The sequence below is a fragment of the Arthrobacter sulfonylureivorans genome (assembly GCF_047607445.1).
In the GTDB taxonomy this organism is placed as follows: domain Bacteria; phylum Actinomycetota; class Actinomycetes; order Actinomycetales; family Micrococcaceae; genus Crystallibacter; species Crystallibacter sulfonylureivorans_A.
The window spans coordinates 52,901-72,261 of the sequence record NZ_JBLKRT010000002.1; the positions used below are offsets into that span (position 1 = coordinate 52,901).

The 19,361-nt window shown below is 62.0% G+C and carries 16 protein-coding genes; 8 read left to right on the plus strand and 8 right to left on the minus strand.

The window, feature by feature from the left end; all coding sequences use genetic code 11:
• The first annotated feature begins 52 nt into the window (after window positions 1–52).
• The gene (aceB, locus tag ACMX2H_RS01355; protein WP_414958614.1) at window positions 53–1,693 is read left to right on the plus strand and encodes a malate synthase A; all 1,641 of its coding nucleotides are present in this window, start codon (window positions 53–55) and stop codon (window positions 1,691–1,693) included.
• Window positions 1,694–2,096: 403 nt separating this feature from the next.
• Here the strand turns inward: aceB and ACMX2H_RS01360 are convergent, their stop codons facing one another.
• The gene (locus ACMX2H_RS01360) at window positions 2,097–3,716 is read right to left on the minus strand and encodes a DUF726 domain-containing protein (RefSeq protein WP_414958615.1); all 1,620 of its coding nucleotides are present in this window, start codon (window positions 3,714–3,716) and stop codon (window positions 2,097–2,099) included.
• 142 nt (window positions 3,717–3,858) lie between these two features.
• On the opposite strand from ACMX2H_RS01360, the gene ACMX2H_RS01365 reads away from it, so the two are divergent.
• Entirely contained in the window at window positions 3,859–4,335 is a 477-nt protein-coding gene (locus tag ACMX2H_RS01365) for a MarR family winged helix-turn-helix transcriptional regulator (protein WP_414958616.1), read from the plus strand.
• 92 nt (window positions 4,336–4,427) lie between these two features.
• Window positions 4,428–5,837 (plus strand): mycothione reductase, encoded by a 1,410-nt coding sequence (gene mtr, locus ACMX2H_RS01370; RefSeq protein ID WP_414958617.1) that lies wholly within the window; start codon window positions 4,428–4,430, stop codon window positions 5,835–5,837.
• Between the two features lie 96 nt (window positions 5,838–5,933).
• On the opposite strand, the gene ACMX2H_RS01375 is transcribed toward mtr, so the two are convergent.
• Window positions 5,934–6,275, minus strand: a complete 342-nt coding sequence (locus tag ACMX2H_RS01375; protein ID WP_414958618.1) for a YciI family protein — start codon at window positions 6,273–6,275, stop codon at window positions 5,934–5,936.
• Window positions 6,276–6,538: 263 nt separating this feature from the next.
• Between ACMX2H_RS01375 and ACMX2H_RS01380 the strand changes: the two genes are divergently transcribed.
• Complete coding sequence (locus ACMX2H_RS01380) at window positions 6,539–7,093, plus strand: MarR family winged helix-turn-helix transcriptional regulator (RefSeq protein WP_414958619.1); 555 nt, start codon at window positions 6,539–6,541, stop codon at window positions 7,091–7,093.
• Window positions 7,094–7,101: 8 nt separating this feature from the next.
• Here ACMX2H_RS01380 and ACMX2H_RS01385 read toward each other — a convergent pair whose 3' ends face one another.
• Genes ACMX2H_RS01385 through ACMX2H_RS01395 form a run of 3 tightly spaced genes read right to left on the minus strand, consistent with a single transcriptional unit; the run spans window position 7,102 to window position 11,614 of the window.
• On the minus strand, window positions 7,102–9,162 hold the full coding sequence (locus tag ACMX2H_RS01385; protein WP_414958620.1) for an acetoacetate--CoA ligase: 2,061 nt from the start codon (window positions 9,160–9,162) through the stop codon (window positions 7,102–7,104).
• Between the two features lie 5 nt (window positions 9,163–9,167).
• Window positions 9,168–9,938 (minus strand): enoyl-CoA hydratase/isomerase family protein, encoded by a 771-nt coding sequence (locus ACMX2H_RS01390; protein WP_414958621.1) that lies wholly within the window; start codon window positions 9,936–9,938, stop codon window positions 9,168–9,170.
• A 2-nt stretch (window positions 9,939–9,940) separates the two neighbouring features.
• Window positions 9,941–11,614, minus strand: coding sequence for a class I adenylate-forming enzyme family protein (locus ACMX2H_RS01395; RefSeq protein WP_414958741.1), 1,674 nt, complete (start codon window positions 11,612–11,614; stop codon window positions 9,941–9,943).
• A gap of 186 nt (window positions 11,615–11,800) precedes the next feature.
• Here ACMX2H_RS01395 and ACMX2H_RS01400 point away from each other — a divergent pair, with 186 nt between their 5' ends.
• Both ACMX2H_RS01400 and ACMX2H_RS01405 read left to right on the plus strand, forming a co-directional pair.
• Window positions 11,801–12,880 (plus strand): phosphotransferase family protein, encoded by a 1,080-nt coding sequence (locus tag ACMX2H_RS01400; protein ID WP_414958742.1) that lies wholly within the window; start codon window positions 11,801–11,803, stop codon window positions 12,878–12,880.
• 2 nt (window positions 12,881–12,882) lie between these two features.
• Window positions 12,883–14,088: an acyl-CoA dehydrogenase family protein gene (locus ACMX2H_RS01405; protein WP_414958622.1), complete on the plus strand. Its 1,206-nt coding sequence runs from the start codon at window positions 12,883–12,885 to the stop codon at window positions 14,086–14,088.
• Window positions 14,089–14,154: 66 nt separating this feature from the next.
• Here ACMX2H_RS01405 and ACMX2H_RS01410 read toward each other — a convergent pair whose 3' ends face one another.
• From ACMX2H_RS01410 to ACMX2H_RS01420, 3 genes are read right to left on the minus strand one after another with little or no spacing between them, the layout of a single operon-like run.
• Complete coding sequence (locus ACMX2H_RS01410) at window positions 14,155–14,904, minus strand: SDR family oxidoreductase (protein ID WP_414958623.1); 750 nt, start codon at window positions 14,902–14,904, stop codon at window positions 14,155–14,157.
• 55 nt (window positions 14,905–14,959) lie between these two features.
• On the minus strand, window positions 14,960–16,159 hold the full coding sequence (locus ACMX2H_RS01415) for an acyl-CoA dehydrogenase family protein (RefSeq protein ID WP_414958624.1): 1,200 nt from the start codon (window positions 16,157–16,159) through the stop codon (window positions 14,960–14,962).
• A 32-nt stretch (window positions 16,160–16,191) separates the two neighbouring features.
• On the minus strand, window positions 16,192–17,406 hold the full coding sequence (locus ACMX2H_RS01420; protein WP_414958625.1) for an acetyl-CoA C-acetyltransferase: 1,215 nt from the start codon (window positions 17,404–17,406) through the stop codon (window positions 16,192–16,194).
• A gap of 154 nt (window positions 17,407–17,560) precedes the next feature.
• Between ACMX2H_RS01420 and ACMX2H_RS01425 the strand changes: the two genes are divergently transcribed.
• Together ACMX2H_RS01425 and ACMX2H_RS01430 are read left to right on the plus strand one after the other, a co-directional pair.
• A complete protein-coding gene (locus ACMX2H_RS01425) occupies window positions 17,561–18,469 on the plus strand; it encodes a 3-hydroxyacyl-CoA dehydrogenase family protein (protein WP_414958626.1) in 909 nt (302 codons plus the stop codon).
• Entirely contained in the window at window positions 18,466–19,254 is a 789-nt protein-coding gene (locus ACMX2H_RS01430) for a crotonase/enoyl-CoA hydratase family protein (protein WP_414958627.1), read from the plus strand. The genes ACMX2H_RS01425 and ACMX2H_RS01430 overlap by 4 nt, the downstream gene beginning before the upstream one ends.
• Window positions 19,255–19,361: the final 107 nt, after the last annotated feature.

Here is a 19,361-nt window from a genome sequence, read left to right on the forward strand (position 1 = left end):
ATGGCCGGGCTCCGGCGTCGTACTTATAAATGTTTTAGGGAGTGAATGAGCGATGAATGATCCGATTACTTTGAACGGGATTACGTTGACGGGCTCGCCGGTGTGCCGGCAGGAGGAAGTGCTGACGCCGCAGGCGCTGGAGTTCGTGGCCAAGCTGCACAAGGCCACGGCCGACCGGCGGCGCGAGCTGCTGGTGCAGCGGGAGAACCGGCGCAAGTCGATCGCCCGCGGGCATGACCCGAAGTTCCTGCCCGGCACCCGGCACATCCGCGAGGACTCGTCCTGGCGGGTCGCTCCCCCGGCCCCGGGGCTGGAGGACCGCCGGGTGGAGATCACCGGGCCGGTGGAGAAGAAGATGACCATCAACGCGCTGAACTCCGGCGCCAAGGTCTGGCTGGCGGACATGGAGGACTCCTCCACGCCCAGCTGGTCCAACGTGATCAACGGGCAGCTGAACCTGACCGACGTGCTGGAGCGGCGGATCGACTTCACCTCCGAGGCCGGCAAGGAATACAAGCTCACCGGCCGGACGCTGACCGACCTGCCCACCATCGTGGTCCGGCCGCGCGGCTGGCACCTGCCGGAGAAGCACATGCTGATCGGCGGCGAACCGGTGGCCGGCGGCATCGTTGACTTCGGGCTGTACTTCTTCCACAACGCCCAGCGGCTGATCGCCCAGGGCCGCGGACCGTACTTCTACCTGCCGAAGATCGAATCGCACCTGGAAGCCCGGCTGTGGAACGACGTGTTCATCCTGGCGCAGGACCTGCTGGGCATCCCGCAGGGCACCATCCGCGCCACCGTGCTGATCGAGACCATCACTGCCGCGTTCGAGATGGAGGAGATCCTGTACGAGCTGCGCGAGCACGCCTCCGGGCTGAACGCCGGCCGCTGGGACTACATCTTCTCCGTGATCAAGAACTTCCGCGCCCGCGGCCCGCGGTTCGTGCTGCCGGACCGCACCCAGGTCACCATGACCGCGCCGTTCATGCGCTCCTACACCGAGCAGCTGGTCCGCGCCTGCCACCGCCGCGGCGCCATGGCCATCGGCGGAATGGCCGCGTTCATCCCCAGCCGCCGCGACCCGGAGGCCAACGCCATCGCCATGGAGAAGGTGCACGCGGACAAGACCCGCGAAGCCTCCGACGGGTTCGACGGCTCCTGGGTGGCGCACCCGGACCTGGTCCCGGTGGCCCGCGAGGTGTTCGACGGCGTTTTGGGTTCGCGGTCTAATCAGCTGGACCGCCAGCGCGAGGATGTCACGCCCGACGACGGTGCCCTGCTGAACATCGCCGGCACCGAAGGCTCCATCACCGAGACCGGCATCCGCACCAACTTGGAAGTCGGCATCCAGTACATCGAGTCCTGGCTGCGCGGCAACGGCGCGGTGGCCATCCACAACCTGATGGAGGACGCCGCCACCGCGGAAATCTCCCGCTCGCAGATCTGGCAGTGGATCCACGCCCATGCCGTGACCGACGACGGCGAGATTGTCACCCGCGAATGGGTCCGCGAACTGCTCGAAGAAGAGTTCGCCGCCCTGCCCCGCTTCGACGGCGACCGGTTCGACGACGCCCGCGAGATCTTCGAAGAGTGTGCCCTCGGCGAAGAGTTCCCGGCCTTCCTGACCATCCCGGCGTACCAGAACTACCTGCTGGAGAAGTCGCCTGCCAAGGTGGTTGCTGCAGCCTAAGTCTCCTCGCCCTCCGGTCCGGGGCCGCTGGCAACAGTGGCCCCGGACCGGAGGGCGGGAGTGGGGGACGGGGGATGCTGCCCGGGATGTTCTGTTCATTCCTGCCGAATGGGCACAACATCCCGGGCCATCCCATCCGCAACCGAGGCATCGCGCCCTCGGCAGAGCCCCTTCTAACTGTCCTTCTAACTGTCCGGCGGTTGTCCAGGGTCCAATAGCCAGCCCCTGGTCAGCCGCCGGCACCAAGAACTTTCCGCAGGGCCGCCAGGTCCACGCTACTTTCGCCACATGCAGCCCGACGGTCGGGCGGGCCGGCGGCCCCTGCGGAAGCACAGTGAATGAAAACGCCGGGTGCGGCTCCACTTACGGAGCCGCACCCGGCGTTTTGGGACTCGAGGAGGTACTAGTTGAGGCTGACGTTCTTGTGATAGTCAAAGTGGCTCTTGACTCGACCCGAGACGTCGATATTTTTCAGCCTGTCTGCACTCGGTCTGAAGCCTGCGAGACCTGCCGCTGCCTGACCTTGAGCAAGGCCGTAGGCGAATTTCAGCACGCTGTCATTGCTCGAGTGGTAGTTGTAGACTGCATCGTCTACTGCGGCGGTCAGGGTGTGCCAATCACTCCTTGCTCCGATAGCGGCGCCCAAGAGATGGACGGCTTCGATTCGCGGACCACTGGGCTTTGTTCCCAAGGTCTGGGCTGCGACCACCATCGCACGTGCACCGAGGCTGTGGCCCACCAGCACGTAGGAGCCAGCATTAGTACGGGCGAGTAGGTCGGCCAAAATCACGCCGGTTTTTTCGGCGCGATTCTTGGCCACGTGCCACGGGTTCTTGGCTAGGTCGGCCGCGGCCAGGGCCGGAGCGAGTGGGCCAAGCCTCCTCGCCGCCATCCTCGTGGCCCTCGAGGCACCCTCTCTCAGAGCTGCGACGCCAGCGACCCTTGCGGCGCCTTGACCGCCGAGAAATCCCAGATGCTTGAGCTCCTTGGCTCCCCAGTGGACTCGATAGACAGGCGAATCCGCATACCGCTTTGTGATGATATCCCGCCACTCACCCCAACCTTTGCCGCTCTCGCTAAGGAAGCCATTGCAGACGATCACCGGCACACCTGAACCTCCCTGCAACATTTCAATATGGAACGATTTGTCTTCGCGGACGTAGGCATTCAAGATCGAGCCACCCAGCGCCCCACCCAAAGCGGCGCCAAGTCCGGTGATCACGGCTGTGCCACCAGCCATTCCCAGTCCACCGACGGCCAATGCGCCGCCGCCCATGAGGGCCAGTCCGTAGCTGGTGGCGGCCGCGCCGGTGTAACCACCGACCACCGCACCAACAGCCCCTCCGATCGCGGGCGCGGCAAGGAACGCCAGTGGGGCCGCCGCTGCGAGTCCCACGCCGGTGAAGCCAGCAACTCTGACCGCGCGAGCGAGGTTGGGTTGGTCGTACTTGAGGAACTCCTCGTAGTCGTTGAGCGCGCCCATCTTCCTGTCTGCCTTGGCAAAACCGGGTATCTCGTGGCGGTGCTCCGCGCAATACCTCTGTATCCGGATCGCTCCCCGGTCTCGCACCGCCATGTTCTTGCAGCCGAGTGCGGCGCAGGGCAACGTAGGCGATCCGCAGTCGTTGCAGACATAGGCGGGCAATTGGCCTGTTGGCCGGTTTGCCTTTCTATGGACGTGCTCTCCGAAGCACGCCGAACACCAGCCGTGCCTCTCCTCGTTTGCGAGGTCGTCAGCCACGTCGGCAATCCACTCGGCGACCTTCTTAAACCCTTCCGCTCGCTTCTCAGCAGTTTTCTGCTGCTCTTGATCCGGTAGGTTGACCGCTGCGTATTTGGCCATTGCGAAAGCCCATGCGCTCGCAACTAGAGCACGGTTATCCCCCAGCCCACCACTTTCAAACTCGGGTTGGCTGTCGGTAGTGCCGCCGGACAGAGTGAGGATGTTGCCCCGAGGAGAGATGATCCGCGACTCAATGCGATTACCATCAAGGACACGGAAGATAACCTCTGATTTCTGCATGCCACAAATCCTCCCAGATCCGGATTGCCGAAAGGATTTCGACGCGCTAAATGAATCAGACAACACACCTTCTCCGCCGAGATCGTCTGAGGCAAGATTATCTGTAATCGGACTATCTGATGTCCGCCGATACCATGGGAGCGTGCTACCCAACGTTGATCTCGACACGCCGTCCCTGAAGCCGTGTGCGACGGTCGACAGCCCCTTCACCAGCGACCTGACCTGGCTGATGCATCGCGCGGTCGGAGTGCTGACCGGGAACTTCGACGCGGCTTGCCGGGACAGCGGCTTGCACGACATGCGTGACACGCTTGTGCTGGCGGTGGCCGGAGATGGCACGCCGCGCACTCAGATCGAGATCGCCACCACGCTCGGTCTCGACAAGTCCACGCTGATGACGATTATCGACCGGCTCGAAAAGCAGGGCTACGTGGTGCGGGACGCGGATCCTGCGAACCGTCGCATCCGCATTCCACGCACCACCGACGAAGGCCAAGCTGTGCTGAATCGCGCCCTTGCCGCACGCGATCAGGTAGTCGAGCAGACGCTCGCCGGCTTCGGCGAGGACGACGTCCGGCAATTGCGCACGCTCTTGTGGAAGATCGCCACCGCCAAATAACCCGACCCGCCTCTCCAGCCGGCTGCCTCCCGCGGCCCGGCCCGCCCCTTTCCGCGCCCCCACCCAAAACGAACCCCCAGTGAGGACTTGCCATGGATACCCCTGCCAGCGATATCGCCGTCGATGCGCACTACGACCTGATCATCATCGGCACCGGATCCGGAAACTCCATCCCCGGGCCGGAGTTCGAGGACAAATCGATCGCCATCATTGAGAAGGGAACCTTCGGCGGCACCTGCCTCAATGTCGGCTGCATCCCCACGAAGATGTACGTCTATGCAGCCGACGCCGCGTTGGAGACCGCCCAGGCCGGGCGGCTGGGCGTGAACGCACAGGTCAACTCCGTGGACTGGCCTGGAATGGTTACCCGCATCTTCGACAACCGCATCGACCCGATTGCCGGCGGGGGTGAAGAGTACCGCCGCGGCCCGCAGACTCCCAACATCGACGTCTACGATCAGCATGCTGTCTTCGTCGGCGAACGCACGCTGCGCACCGGCCAGGGCCAGCAGCAGAAGATCATCTCCGGCGACCAGATCGTCATCGCCGCCGGCTCCCGCCCCTTCATCCCCAGCTCCATCGCTGCCTCCGGGGTGCGGTACTACACCAACGAGGACATCATGCGCCTGCCCGAGCAGCCGAAGTCCATGGTGATCATTGGTGGAGGCTACATCGCCATGGAGTTCGCCCACGTCTTCGAGGCCCTCGGCACCGAGGTAACGATCATTTCTCGCTCTTCGCTGCTGCGTAGCCTGGACACCGAGCTGGGCGAGCAGTTCAACGATATCGCTGCTCAGAGATACCGCATCCTGTCCGGCCGAACCGCCATCGGTGCCGAGGAGACCACTGAGGGAGTGGCTGTCAGGCTCGACGACGGCACCTCCGTCGCTGCGGAAGTTCTGCTGGTGGCCACCGGGCGCGTACCCAATGGAGACCAATTGGACCTGGCCTCTGCAGGGATCGAAATGACCGACGACGGACGTGTCCGCGTCGACGAGTACGGTCGTTCAACCACCGCCCAGGGTGTCTGGGCCCTTGGCGATGTTTCCTCGCCGTACATGCTCAAGCACGTGGCCAACGCCGAAATGCGCGCTGTGCGGCATAACCTGCTCCACCCGGACAATCTGCGAAAGATGCCGCACGACCACGTTCCGGCTGCCACCTTCACACACCCGCAGGTCGCCACGGTCGGGCTGACCGAGGAGCAGGCGCGAGAACAGGGCCACAACGTGACGGTTAAGGTGCAGAAGTACGGGGACGTCGCCTACGGCTGGGCCATGGAAGACACCACGGGCATCTGCAAACTGATTGCGAATCGCGATACCGGGAAGCTGCTCGGTGCGCACTACATGGGCCCGCAAGCCTCCACCCTGATCCAGCAGATGATCACCGTCCTCGCCTTTGACCTGGACGTCCGCGAATTCGCGGCCAAGCAGTACTGGATTCACCCGGCCCTGCCCGAGGTCACCGAGAACGCACTACTCGGACTTGAGTTCAATTAGAACGAGGGAACGTTTTCCTCGTGGGTGTGGCTCTACTTAAAGAGCCGCACCCGGCATTGTTCGTTGCACGTTTTGGGGCCAACCGCCTCGCCGGGCCTAGCTGGCGGGGTCGTACCCGAAAGCCCGCACTTCCTGGGCGCAACGGCAAGCGACCGCAAACTTCGCGGCCCACTCCAAGGCCGCATCATATGAGGGCAGCTCCAGCACCGAGTAGCCGCCTTCAAGCTGCGCAGTCTGCGGGTAGGTTCCCTCGCTCACGATCCCATCGCCGTCGACCATGACAGGCGGGACGCTCGTGTCGATGCCGCCGCCGAACACCCACACGCCGGCCACCTTCGCCTCCTGAACCACCGCGTGCGACGCATCCGAAACGGCCGGCAGTTCTTCCTCAGGGACGTCCATGGCTGCACTCGGAAACGAGATCAAGTACTTCGTCATGGCGTCGGCTCCTTCTTCGCAGCACGAGATAACAGGCATCCTCGCGAACGCCCTTCCTCCGCGCAAGGCCTCTGCGGTCCCGCCGAGGCCGCCACTCACGGATCCGCCTGGTGCTGCCGTCGCGGTGTCTTGAAACCGCAAGACAGGCTTGTTCCCGAGAATCTTGTGGGAGCGACCGCCGAGTAAACTTCCGCCTCCCCGCCCTTCGCTCCGCAACGGCAGCATATTGTCCACGTATTGACAATGCGTGGCATAATTCGTGCATGGCTTCCACAGAAAAGGCGCTTCAGCAGATCGACGTTTCGAAGCTCTCAGCCGCAGAATATGGGCGTATGGCCGATGCCTACGCACGTTCGGTTGCACCTAATGCTGATCAGCTTTCGCTCGGGCTGGGGCTACGACTCGTGCGGGCCTCAGGAGCCTTCGTCAAGGCTGCGGAAAGCGAGGTGCAGCGGCCGTTGAAATTGAACTGGAGCAGTTTCAGCGCTATTTACGTCATCTCTGTGTTCAGATCCTTGGAAGCACGCACAATTGCACGCTTTACAGGACTGACCCGTCAAGGAGTGTCCTTGGTGTTGACCAGCCTGGAGAAGGCCGGGATTGTTAGCCGGTCGTCAGCAAATCAGGATGATGGCAGGCTGGTCAACGTCCGATTCACTCCTGCCGGCGAGGATACGGCCGACAACGCGGTCAGAGGACAACTGGGATTCTCGGAGACTTGGTTTTCAGTTCTGAATGACCACGAACGTTTTGAGTTAAACCGCATCTTGGAAAAGCTTCTGGAGAAGGGGCCACAGCAAGCCCGCCGCGTCGAATAATCGCCTGTTCATCGCCTGGCGCCAGCTTGGAATAGCCGCGAAAACTTCTCAACTTCGGCCAAGGCGCCGGGATTGGCAAGTGAATCCAAGCTGAGTGCCTCCGCGGCCGGAATGCCAGTCAGGATTTTCTTGACTGGGATCTCCAGCTTCTTTCCTGTCCTGTTCCGCGGCACCGCCTCGACGAGAACGATGTGGTCCGGAACGTGTCGGGGCGAGAGCTTGGTTCTGAGCTCCTGAGTGATCCGGTTCCGCCGCTCGGTTACCAGCGTGCCGTCAGATGTGGCCACGAACAACACTAGTTGCCCGTTCCCACCGGCCGGGTCTTCGACGTGGACGATCAGACTGTCCACCACGTCATCAAGGTTTTCCAGCACGTTGTAGAACTCAGCTGTTCCCATGCGGACGCCCCCGCGGTTCAGGGTTGCGTCAGACCGCCCGGTAATGATGCAACTGCCGGTATCGGAGCGAAAGCGGATGCGGTCGCCGTGCCACCAGAGACCGGGGTACTTCTTGAAATAGCTCTCCAAGTACCGTTGGTCACCGTTGTCGCCCCAGAAGCCCACCGGCATTGAGGGCATCGGAGACAACACGACGAGCTCGCCGAACTCATCGACTACTTCGTTCCCCTCATCATCCAACGCAACAACGTTGACCCCGAGGCACTTTCCGGACATTTCGCCTGCCCAATCGGCTTGCCACGGCCCGCTTTGGACGAAAGCAGTACAGACATCCGTGCCCCCGCTGCCGATATTGAAAACCACCTCCTGGCCGAAGTTTTCGCGCACCCAGTGATAGCCCGTGTCCGGCAAGGGGCTGCCCGAGGAGCCGAGGGTCCGGATTGAGTCCAGCTGATAATGTCTGCCGGGCTCTAATTCGGCATCCCTGCAGGAAATAATGAAGCCGGGACTGATCCCCATAAGCGTAGGTCGGAGTTCTTCGGCCAGCCGCCATTGGTTTTCCATGTCGGGATATCCCGGATCACCGTCGACCATGATGATGGTGGCTCGTAAGAGCAGTGCCGATACTAGGGAGTTCCAGACCATCCACGCAGTCGTAGTGGTCCAAACCATGCGATCGCCGGCTCGCAGATCCCAACTAAGGGCGCTGTTCTTGACGTGTTCGGCTAGGAATCCTCCGTGGCTGTGCACGATGGCCTTCGGTTTGCCCGAGGTCCCCGACGAAAACAGGATGCACAACGGATGCGAGAATCCCACGCGCTCGAATTCCAGCGGGTGTGAGTTCTCCGCCGTGATGGCCAGTTCCGACCACGACACTGCCCCTGGGACCGCTTCTATTCCGAACTCGCCGTAGGGGACGCCGACCGTAGTCTCTAAACCAGGTAAGCCAGCACGAATCTCTGCAAGTTCCTCGGTCCGGTCTATGCGCTTTTTCCCGTGCACGTAACCGGTCACGGCGAAAAGGACCTTAGGGCGGATCTGAGCGAACCTGTCTATGACTCCCTGCGGACCGAATTCCGGCGGGCAGGCCGCCCAGACGGCACCCAGGCTAGCAGCGGCTAGAAAGGCTATGGCGGCTTCCGGAATGTTGGGCAGGTAACCGACCACGCGGTCCCCCTTGCCAACACCCATTTGCTTTAGCGCCTGCCGAACGTGGGCCACGTTCTCCTGCAGTTCCGCGAACGTCACCTCCAAACGCCCACGGGTCTGGGAAACGCCGATGATTGCGGTGTCCTGGTCCTCGACTCGATCTGCGCCCTGCGGCGCGGTGCGGCCCACTCCTAGTAGCGCGTTTTCTGCGTAGTTGACCAACGACCCGGTGAACCATCGGGCGCCGGGCATAATCTGCTCGCCCAACGCCTCCACGTAACTGCCGTGGTCGCGGATCTCGAAGTAGTCCCACACTGAACTCCAGAAACCATTGAGGTCACGCACTGTCCACTGCTGCAGCTCGTCATAGCTTTCGAATTTCTCGCCGCGGTTTTGTCTCAACCAGTCCAAGTAATCGCCCAAAAACGTTTTCTTGAGCTCCTCCCCCTTAACGGGCTCGCGCAGCAAGGCTGGCAAGGGCTCGGATGCCGCCACATCGACTCTGGTTTGCTTTACGTCCATCCGGCCTAGCTCCTTGAAATTGTCTTGTGGATCTGAGCAGCCGCCTCTGGGGAGGCCAAGCTCTGCACGAACCGCTCCGATTCCCGATCCAAAGCATCGGCAAGCGGCAGGTCCAGGCCGTCGCGCAGGTTCTCTTTCATGGCCGTTACCCCGCCAGGAAAGGCAACAGCTGCTCGCGCCCACTCCAGGGCAGTTTCGATCAAGATGCCCGCTTCCACCACTTCACCTACGAGTCCAGCGGCGTATGCCTCCTGTGCGCCAATCACGCGTGGCCGCAAAAGCCAGTCGGCGGCCCTGGCACGACCCACGCACTCTGCCAACATCCGGGTGGTGCCGAAGTCCGAGGACAGGCCGAGCGATAGAAAAGCTGTGTTGAATTTGGCACTGTTTGCTGCCACCCGCAAATCACATGCGCCGATCCAGCCGAGGGCTGCGCCAACACAGGCACCGTTGACCGCCGCGATGCTCAGCTGCGGCATAGCCCGCACCAGTTCCACCAGCCGGGCATTGCGGCGCATGCGCACTGTCAGGGCTTCACGTCCGCCCGGACGGTCGGCTTCCTCCGACAAACTTGTCAGCATCTGTAGCCGGCCCCCGACGCTGAAGGCCCGTCCCGCCCCGGTCATGACCATGGCGGCGACATCCGTTGCAGCTGCAACTTGCTCGAGTGCATCTATCACATCGGCTGTCATGTCGTCGTCCAGAACGTTCAAAGCGTCCGGGGCGTTCAGTGTCAGCACGGCGACGCCGTTTGCGATTTGAAGGTTCACCGGCATGGTCATGCCTTCCCGTCGACGGCCAGTTGCTTCAAGTCACGATGCTGAATCTTGCCGTTGAAATTCTTGGGCAGCTCGTCCATGAAGGTGATCCGGCGGGGAACTTTGTAGGCTGCCAAGCTCTCCTTGCAGTAGGCAATGAGTTCCTCCGCAGTTGGACGTTGCGCCCCATCATCCGCAAGGGAGACGAAGGCGCTAACCGTTTCTCCCCGGTAGTCGTCGGGAACACCCACTACGGCCGCTTCATTGACGGCCGGATGGCGGTAAAGGACATCTTCGACCTCGCGGGGCCATACCTTGTAACCGGAGGCGATGATCATGTTTTTGGTCCGGTCCACGATGAACAGCCAGCCTTCGTCATTGACGAAGCCGACGTCTCCAGTTCGCAACCATCCATCCCGGAAGGTTGCCCGGCTGGCTTCTTCATTGCGCCAGTAGCCGCTGATAATGCCGCAGCCTTTGAGGCAGACTTCGCCGCGTTCGCCTGAAGGAACCTCCGTCCCGTCCGGCCCCTCTATGCGCAGCTGAGTATCGAACATGGGCAGACCTACGGAAATGATGCCGGATTCCGGGTCAACCACGGGGTCGACCCCTGTGGGTGTGCTGGAGACTGCAGCGGTCGACTCCGTGAGCCCGTAGCCTGGCTGCAGTTTCACGCCGAAAACTTCCTGAATAGCGTTGGCCATTTCCGTCGGGATTGGTGCCCCGCCCGAGCCAAGGGCGCGGAGGCTGCTAACGTCCCGCGGTTGTTTCCTGGCCGCTTGCAACAGTGCAATGTAGGCGGTGGCCGCACCGGTTGTCCAGGTAACTTGGTGCTCTTCAATCTGGTCGAGGAAAACATTCGGTTCAAAGCGGTAGGCCAGGACAAACTTTGACCCGTGGTTCACCCACGCGCTCAGATGCAATGCAAGCCCCGTAATGTGAACGAGCGGTGCGGTGCAGATGAGTACCTGGTCGGAGCCCGCAATGCCATTGAATGCCGGGTACGCGGCACCGGCCCAGACGAGATTCGCATGACTGGTAAGTGCCCCTTTGGGTGGGCCGGTGGTCCCCGAGGTGTAGGTGAAGATCGCTGTATCGTCCGGGTCGATCGTCGCCGCCGGCGCCACTGCGCCGTCGTGAGTTTCCACCAGTTCCATGAGATCCAGAACCGCGGTATCCCTGACACTGTCTGCCGAACGTACCAGTGCAGCTGGGACGTCCGTAGCGTAATCCGCCATCCCAGTAGTAATGACGACCTTAACCGTCGTCCCGGCAATGCTCTCCTTGCCTTGGGCCGCCCATGTTTCATTTGCCGTTACCATCACCAAAGGTTCAGAGTCTGTGGCAATTTTGTTGACTTCGGGGGCCCGGTACATGGGGCTTATCGGTACGATAATCGCCCCTATGCGCCACGCAGCAAACGCGGTGAAGACGAACTGCGGGATGTTCTGCAGTTGGACGATGACCCTGTCCCCCTTGCCCACACCGTGCCTGGACAGGGCTGCGGCGAGGGCGTCCGAAGTCCTCCGCACGTCGGCGAACGTGAAGTCGCGGCCGAAGTAGTGCAGTGCCGCCTTGGCTGGGTGCTCGTCGGACGCGCCGTCCAACGCTTCCGGCATCGTGGAATACATCGGATTGTTCGGAGCCAAGAGGATGGCCCGGCGCTCGTCGTCGAGCACCGGGGCCGCAGACATCGGGTTCACAGGCTTTCCTTCCTGACCACCAGCAAGGAGGTCGTGTGATTGCGCTAACATCGAGATAAGATTACTAGACGTTTAGCGAAAAAAGCTAGGCGTGGATCCGCTCTCATCGTGTAATCCGAGCGCCGGATGCCGCGCAGCAACAGTGCACGAACAGCATGGAGGCGAGTAAACATGGCAATGAGTTCTCCCCGGGGACTACCCGGACTGGAGTTGGACCGCTTCTCCAACTGGCTGCAAAGAAACCACCCCGGACTGGGAATTCCGCGCTCGGCCCGGCTCCTTACTGGGGGCCGCAGCAACCTCACCTACAGCATCGACTGCGACTCGTCCCAGCTTGTACTGAGGCGCCCACCCTTGGGTCATGTAATGGAGACGGCGCACGACATGTCGCGGGAGTACACCGTCCAGCAGGCGCTCCAGGCGACCGAGTTTCCCGTTCCTCGGATGCACCTGATCCACGACGACCGCAATGGCGAAGCCGGGATCGGTTCGTGGTTTTACATCATGGACCAAGTCGCCGGCCTGCCTTTCGAGCGGATAGCCGACAACACAGGCTTCTCCCCCCACCAACTGGATGAGTTGAGCCGAGAAATGGCGAGAACTCTAGCAACTTTGCACGGGACGAATCCTCGAGAAATCGGGCTGGAAGACTTCGGCCGGCCGGAGGGCTACCTCGATCGTCAGGTGCGTCGATGGACGAAACAGCTTGCAGCCTCCAGCAGCCGGGCGCTGCCGGAGTTGGAGGAACTGGCGACACGCCTTGCCTCACCCCCCGAGTCCTCCGGCGTGGCCATCGTCCACGGTGACTACAAACTCAATAACGCTCTGGTCAATGTTTCGGGAAAGCATCTGCGGATCGCTGCGATTCTAGATTGGGAGATGTCAACGCTGGGAGACCCGCTGGCCGATCTGGCGCTCTTCGGACTGTACTGGCAGATGCCTTATCTTGACCCAGTAACCGCCGCCGTCTTTGAGTCGCCGGTGGATTACCGGCTCGGCTACCCGGACTTTGACGCACTCTTGGCTGAGTACTCGGCTGCGCGCGGCATTGAGATCCCGGACCTGACTTGGCATCTGGCGTTCGCGGCGTTCAAGACCGGCGTCATCACCGAGAGTATCCATTTCCGTCATCTGGGCGGCGGGACTGTCGGCGAAGGCTTCGAGCGGATCGGCGAGATGAGCCTACCGCTCGCCCGAGCCGGGCACAGGTTCTTAGACGGCGAACGCATTGCCAGCAAACCTACGGTGAGGATCTAACAATGCACTTTGAGTTTGACGACATCACACGTGACTACATGGGACGTGTGCAGGATTTCCTGGAGTCAGAGATCTACCCCGCGGAGCCGGTACTGGAACAGCAACTGGCCGAGGAACCCCACCGTTGGGAACGGCAACCTGTTCTACGGCAATTGCAGGAATCCGCCCGACGGCGGGGACTTTGGAATTTGTTCCTGTCCGGGGACGGCGGTGCAGGCCTGACAAACCTGCAATACGCCCCACTGGCCGAGCTGTCCGGCCGCAGCCCGAAACTTGCCCCGGCCGCCATGAACTGCAACGCACCGGATTCGGGAAACATGGAACTGCTGCGTGATTTCGGCACCGATGACCAGAAGGACCGCTGGCTGCAACCGTTGTTGGAAGGAAAAATTCGTTCCGCGTTTTGCATGACGGAACCCGAAACAGCCTCCTCGGACGCCACCAACATCACTACCTCGATCGTGCGCCAAGGAGACGAATACGTCATCAACGGCCGCAAATGGTGGAGCAGCGGAGCGATGAGCGACGAAGCGAAAATCTTCATCCTGATGGGCAAGACCGACGCCGGAGGTGAGCGCCACCGCCAGCAGAGCATGATCCTCGTGCCGAGGGAGACGCCAGGCGTAAAAATCGAGCGTGCCCTGACTGTATTTGGCTACGACGACCGGGACCATGGAGGCCACGCCGAGATTTCGTTCACGGATGTCCGGGTTCCCGTGGCAAACATCATCAAGGGGGAAGGCGAAGGCTTCGCCATTGCCCAGGCGCGGTTGGGCCCCGGCCGGATCCACCACTGCATGCGTGTGCTCGGCATGGCGGAGCGAACGCTGGAGCTAATGGGCGAACGCGCCCGTGAGCGCGTCGCGTTCGGTCAAGCGCTGGCGAAGCAGGGCGTGGTGCGTCAGTGGGTGGCCGAGTCCCGAATCACCATCGAGAGCCTGCGCCTGCTTGTCCTGAAGACGGCATGGTTGATGGACCGGTATGGCAACAAAAGAGCGCATACGGAAATCCAGGCCATCAAGATCGCAGTCCCGCGCGAGGTCCAAACGATTGTGGACCGCGGCATCCAGCTGTTCGGAGGGGAGGGTGTTTCACAGGACACTCCGCTAGCGGAACTCTACGCCCAGGTTCGCGCCCTGCGCCTGGCGGATGGCCCCGACGAAGTGCACTTGGCTTCGTTGGGCAGGGCACAGCTCCGGCCGGCCTGACTTTAGCCAGGGATGGGTAATGCCCGGCCCCTTCGGGGTGCCGGGCATTTTTCCGTGTGGGCAGTGCTATTCCGCCGTGACCAGGGTTGCTCCGCCGTCAATGACAATTGTTTGGCCTGTGACCCAGGCTGCATCATCGGACAGCAGGAAAGTGACCGGCCCAGCAATATCCTCCGGCTCGCCAAGCCGGTTCAGTGGGTATTTTGCTGCGAGCTCTGCTTCGCGGCCTTCATAGAGGGCCCGCGCAAAATTGGTCTTGACGGCAGCGGGCGCCACCGCGTTGACGCGCACGTCCGGCGCAAGCTCTGCTGCGAGCTGGCGTGTCAGCCCGAGCACTGCCGCCTTGGATACTCCGTACATGCCGATTCCGGGGCTTGAGGTGACGCCTGCAATTGAGGCGATATTGACGATCGCGCCCTTTCGAGTGCGCAGCCCGGCCGAGACTGCGTCCTGAGCCATCTTCAGCGCGCCAACAACGTTGACGTCAAGAATCTTCCGTGCCGCCCCGTCGTCGAGGTCCATCATCGGCCCATACACGGGATTGATGCCCACATTGTTGACCAGGAAATCCAAGCCGCCGAATTCAGCGCTAATGACCTCAAAGACCCTCGCACGGTGGTCCGGATTGTCGGCCTTGCCCGCGACACCCAGGGCCTCGCCGCCGAGGGTCCGCACGGCGTCTTGCAGCTTGTCCTCGCCGCGCGCTGTAATCAGCACCCTTGCTCCGCCGTCGACAAGCTGTCTTGCGACCGCCAGTCCTATTCCACGGCTCGCCCCGGTTACAAGCGCTGTTTTACCTTCAAATCTGCGGCCCAACCGGACCCCCTTTCAGTAAGGCCGGCCGCTGGTTCAGCAGCGGCCGGCCTGCTCGCTAGACGAAGGCCGATATTCCCGTGATGTGACGGCCAACGATCAATGTATTCATTTCCCTCGTGCCTTCGAAGGAATACAGCGCTTCGGCGTCATTGAAGTACCGGATGATGTCGTAGTCCAGGTCAATGCCGTTGCCGCCAAAAAGCTCACGACACCAGGCCACCACTTCTCTGGTTTTACTTGTGACAAAGGCCTTGGCCATTGCGGAGTGGTGATCTTGCTGCGTGCCGCGGTCCAGCATCTCGGAGGCGCGGACGCACATTCCGATGCAGGCGGTGATATTGCTCAACGACTTCACCAATAGGTCCTGCACCAGTTGGTAGCTGGCAATCGGGCGGCCAAACTGCTCGCGTTGCTTGGCATAGGCCAAAGCGGTCTCGTAGGCGCCGACAGCCGTCCCCACCGCGGCCCACGCCACGTCAATTCGGGTGCGCATCAAAATGCTTGCCGTATCGCGGAAGGAGTTGGCTCCGGGAAGTTTTGCAGTAGCAGGCAGGACCAGGTCCTTCAGCTCAATATCGGCGTTCTGGACAGTGCGCTGGCTGTACTTACCTTCGATCTTGGTGGCCAGGTAGCCCGGGGTGTCTGTCGGGACGACAAAGCCTTTGATCTGTCCGTCTGCTTCATCCCGTGCCCAGATGATGATGACATCCGCCCAAGTGGCATTCCCGATCCAGCGCTTCTGTCCGTTGAGGATCCACTGGTCGCCTACCCGGCGGGCAGTGGTGCGGAGCCCCTTGGCTGCGTCGGAGCCCGAGAACGGCTCGGTCAGGCCGAAGGATCCGACCGCTTCGGCGGTGCCTAGCCGAGGCATCCATTCCGTCTTCTGCTGTTCTGAGCCGAGCAGCGCGATCGACCCCATGACCAGGCCGCTGGATACCCCGGTCAAGGTGGAAAAGCCCGCATCCACCCTGGCCAGCTCCATCGTGACAAACCCGCGGAAAACCGCTGAATTCTTGAAGGGTGCGGTTTCCTCGAAGGGGAAGGCCAGAACGCCGAGTTCGCCCAGGCCGGCGACCATCTTCTCGGGAAACTCTGTGCGCTCCCAGTAGCCGTTGATCTCGGGCCGGACAACGGTGTCCATGTACTCGCGGATTTTTGCGAGGGCGGCCAGTTCCTGCGCTCCGAGGTCCTGCTCATAGCCGTAAAAGTCGCCGGACAATGTGGTGAAGTCGGATGCGTGGGTCATTGTCGTCATCAGAAGCCTTTCTAGAATCGTGGAGCTTGTGGTTAGAGGCGTTCGATCACCATGGCCATGCCCTGGCCTCCGCCGACACAGAGCGTAGCCAAGCCGAACTGACCGTCGTTCGACTGAAGCCCATTCACCAGAGTGGTCAGCATGCGGACACCGGTTGCCCCGAAGGGGTGGCCCAGGGCGATGGCGCCGCCGTGCGGATTGAGTTTGTCGAAATCGATGCCAAGTTTCCGTGCCGCGGGTACGACCTGGGCGGCGAACGCTTCGTTGAGTTCCACAATGTCGATGTCGCCGATGGACAGCCCTGCCCGCTGCAATGCCATTTCGGTTGCTGCTACAGGCCCCAAGCCCATGATTTCGGGCGAAAGTGCCGTGACGCCACTGGAGATGATCCGTGCCAGCGGGGCAAGTCCCAGTTGCTTGGCCTTGGCGGCCGACATCATCACAGCCGCTGACGCGCCGTCGTTCAAGGGACAGGCGTTCCCCGCGGTAACGCTGCCCTCCGGGACAAAGGCAGGGTTGAGCTGGGACAGGGCCTCAACCGTAGTGCCCGCGCGCGGTGAGTCGTCACCATCGACGACGGTGCCGTCCGGAAGGACGACGGGCACGATCTCCCGTCGGAAGAAACCCGACGCGGTGGCCTCCTGCGTCCTGCTCTGTGACAGAGCTGCGTACTCGTCCTGGTCCTGCCGGGATGTGCCGGTATGCCGCGCGACAAACTCAGCGGTGAAGCCCATTTGGATATAGACGTCAGGCATGTCTCCGAGGCTCCGCGGGTCCTGCCACGGCCGCCCGGCCTGGGCTGCTTTCTGGGCCCGCTGCGAGGCTTCGGCAAAGATTGGATGCTCGTCCATGGCAATCTCGCCATAACGCGAGACGCACTCCACCCCGCCCACCAAATAGGCGTCCCCCTCGCCGGCTTTGATCGCATGGAAAGCCATCCGTGCTGCCTGAAGCGACGATGCGCAGAACCGGTTGACGGTTGAGCCGGGCAGCCCATCGTGGCCAAGCAGCACGGCGACGCGGCGGGCCATGTTCTGACCGTGCTCGCCATGCGGCTCGGCGCAACCAAGGTAGAGGTCCTCAATGTCTGCGATTTCCAGGCCAGGCACCTTACTCAACGCCCCGGCAAAAGCCTGTGCGGCCAGATCGTCCGGACGCATGTCCCTCAGGGAACCCTTGCGTGCCCGCCCAATGGGCGTCCTCGCGCTCGCGACGATCACGGCATCGTTGTCGGCCATGCGTTTCATGACGTTCCTTTCCAAAGTCCGAAGCCAACCGCCCAAGAAAATCGCTTGACTTCTAGCAGAATACTGAGCAAGGATAAATTGGTCAAGACATTGACAATTCACGAAGGCGCCGATCCGGCCTGCATCGACTGTGGGCCAAGCTGAGGAGTACCCCTTGTCAACCGAAACACTGCCCCCCGCTGGCGGGGCGAAGGCACTATTGCGCTTTTCCGAAATCGGCATAGTCGGAGCCGGGCTTATGGGCGCCGGCATCGCCCAAGTGGCTGCCGCAGCGGGTCTGCAGGTTCGTCTTTTTGACACTGACCCAGCCGCCGTTGCCCGCGGCAAAGACCAGGCTGCCAAGGGGCTGCAACGACTGGTCGACAAGGGACGGCTGGACCAGGACGGACTGGAATCAGCGATGGGACGCATCGTCGCGGCAGCGGACCTGTCGGAAGTGGCCAGCGCCGGGGCCGTCATTGAGGCTGTCATCGAAAGCCTGGACATCAAGCAGAAGGTTTTCTCCACCCTGTCCGCCGAAGCGGATGATTCGACCGTCCTCGCCAGCAACACCAGTGCCATCTCCATTTCGGAGATCGCCGGTTCCTCCAGTCGCCCCGAGCAGATCATCGGCATGCACTTCTTTTCGCCAGTTCCTGCCATGCCGCTGTGCGAAGTCATCCGTGGCTACCGGACCAGCGACAAGACCTTGGAAGCTGCGCTTTCACTTGCTGCTGACTTGGGCAAGCAGAGCATCGTGGTGAACCGGGACGATTCCGGTTTCGTGACCTCGCGGCTGATGACGGTCCTTATGCACGAAGCCGTCCGCTTGGTTGAGCAGGGTATCGCCTCGGCCGAAGACATCGACAAGGCGTGTGTGTTGGGTTTCGGCCACAAGATAGGACCCCTAGCCACTGCTGACCTTACCGGCGTGGACGTGGCCTACCGTGCCGGACGAGCCATCTATGAGGGCACCGGCGATCCCGGATACCGGTCCCCCCAACTGTTGCGGAGGATGGTGGCCGCCGGGTACCTGGGCCGCAAGTCCGGCCAAGGTTTCTACGATTACGAAGGCGCCAAATGAGCGCGGCGCTGGTAGAGACCTCGGACCGGGTCATGACGATTACGTTGAACCGTCCCGAGGCGTTCAATGCCGTCAATATGGAAATGTCCAATCTGGTTGCTGAAGCCCTGGAACGTGCTGAACACGACGACGAGGTTCGGGTGGTCATCATTCGCGGCGCCGGTACCAAGGCATTCTGCTCGGGCGCCGATCTGAAAGCCGTCTCCCGGGGTGAGGAACTGTTCGACGCGAAGGGCCGCTTTGGCGATTGGGGTTTGGCAGGCTGCACGGAGCGCACCATCGCCAAGCCAGTCATAGCGGCCGTAGACGGAATCGCCTACGGTGGCGGATTTGAAGTAGCTCTCGCAGCAGACATCATCGTGGCTTCCTCGGCCGCGAAATTCGCGCTCCCTGAAGTCAAGGTGGGTCTCATCGCCGGCGCCGGTGGGGCTGTACGGCTGCCGCGCCAGCTTCCGCTGAAGGTGGCAATGGACTTGTTGCTGACCGGGGAACCTTTGGGGGCCGAGCGGGCCTATTCCTTCGGACTAGTAAGCAGGCTCACCGCACCCGGGGAAGCCTATGTCGAAGCCCTGCGCCTCGCCACACAAATCAGCAAGAACGCCCCGCTGTCGCTGCAGGCGAGCAAAAAGGTAGCCGTTCAGCTGGAGGAAGGACGGGCAGGGACGGAAGAACCTGGCTGGACAACGAACTCGATGGAGTTTTACCGGATCTTGGCCAGCAACGATGCCAAAGAGGGTGCGACTGCGTTTGCCGAGAAGCGCGCGCCCGAATGGACCGGAACCTAGACCGCCGGGGTAGAGAAACCTGAAAGGGGTGGCCGTTATCGGCCACCCCTTCGCTGTGCCCGCAGCTTCCGCGTAAAAGCATGCGGGTTGACGGCAGACGCCAAAGG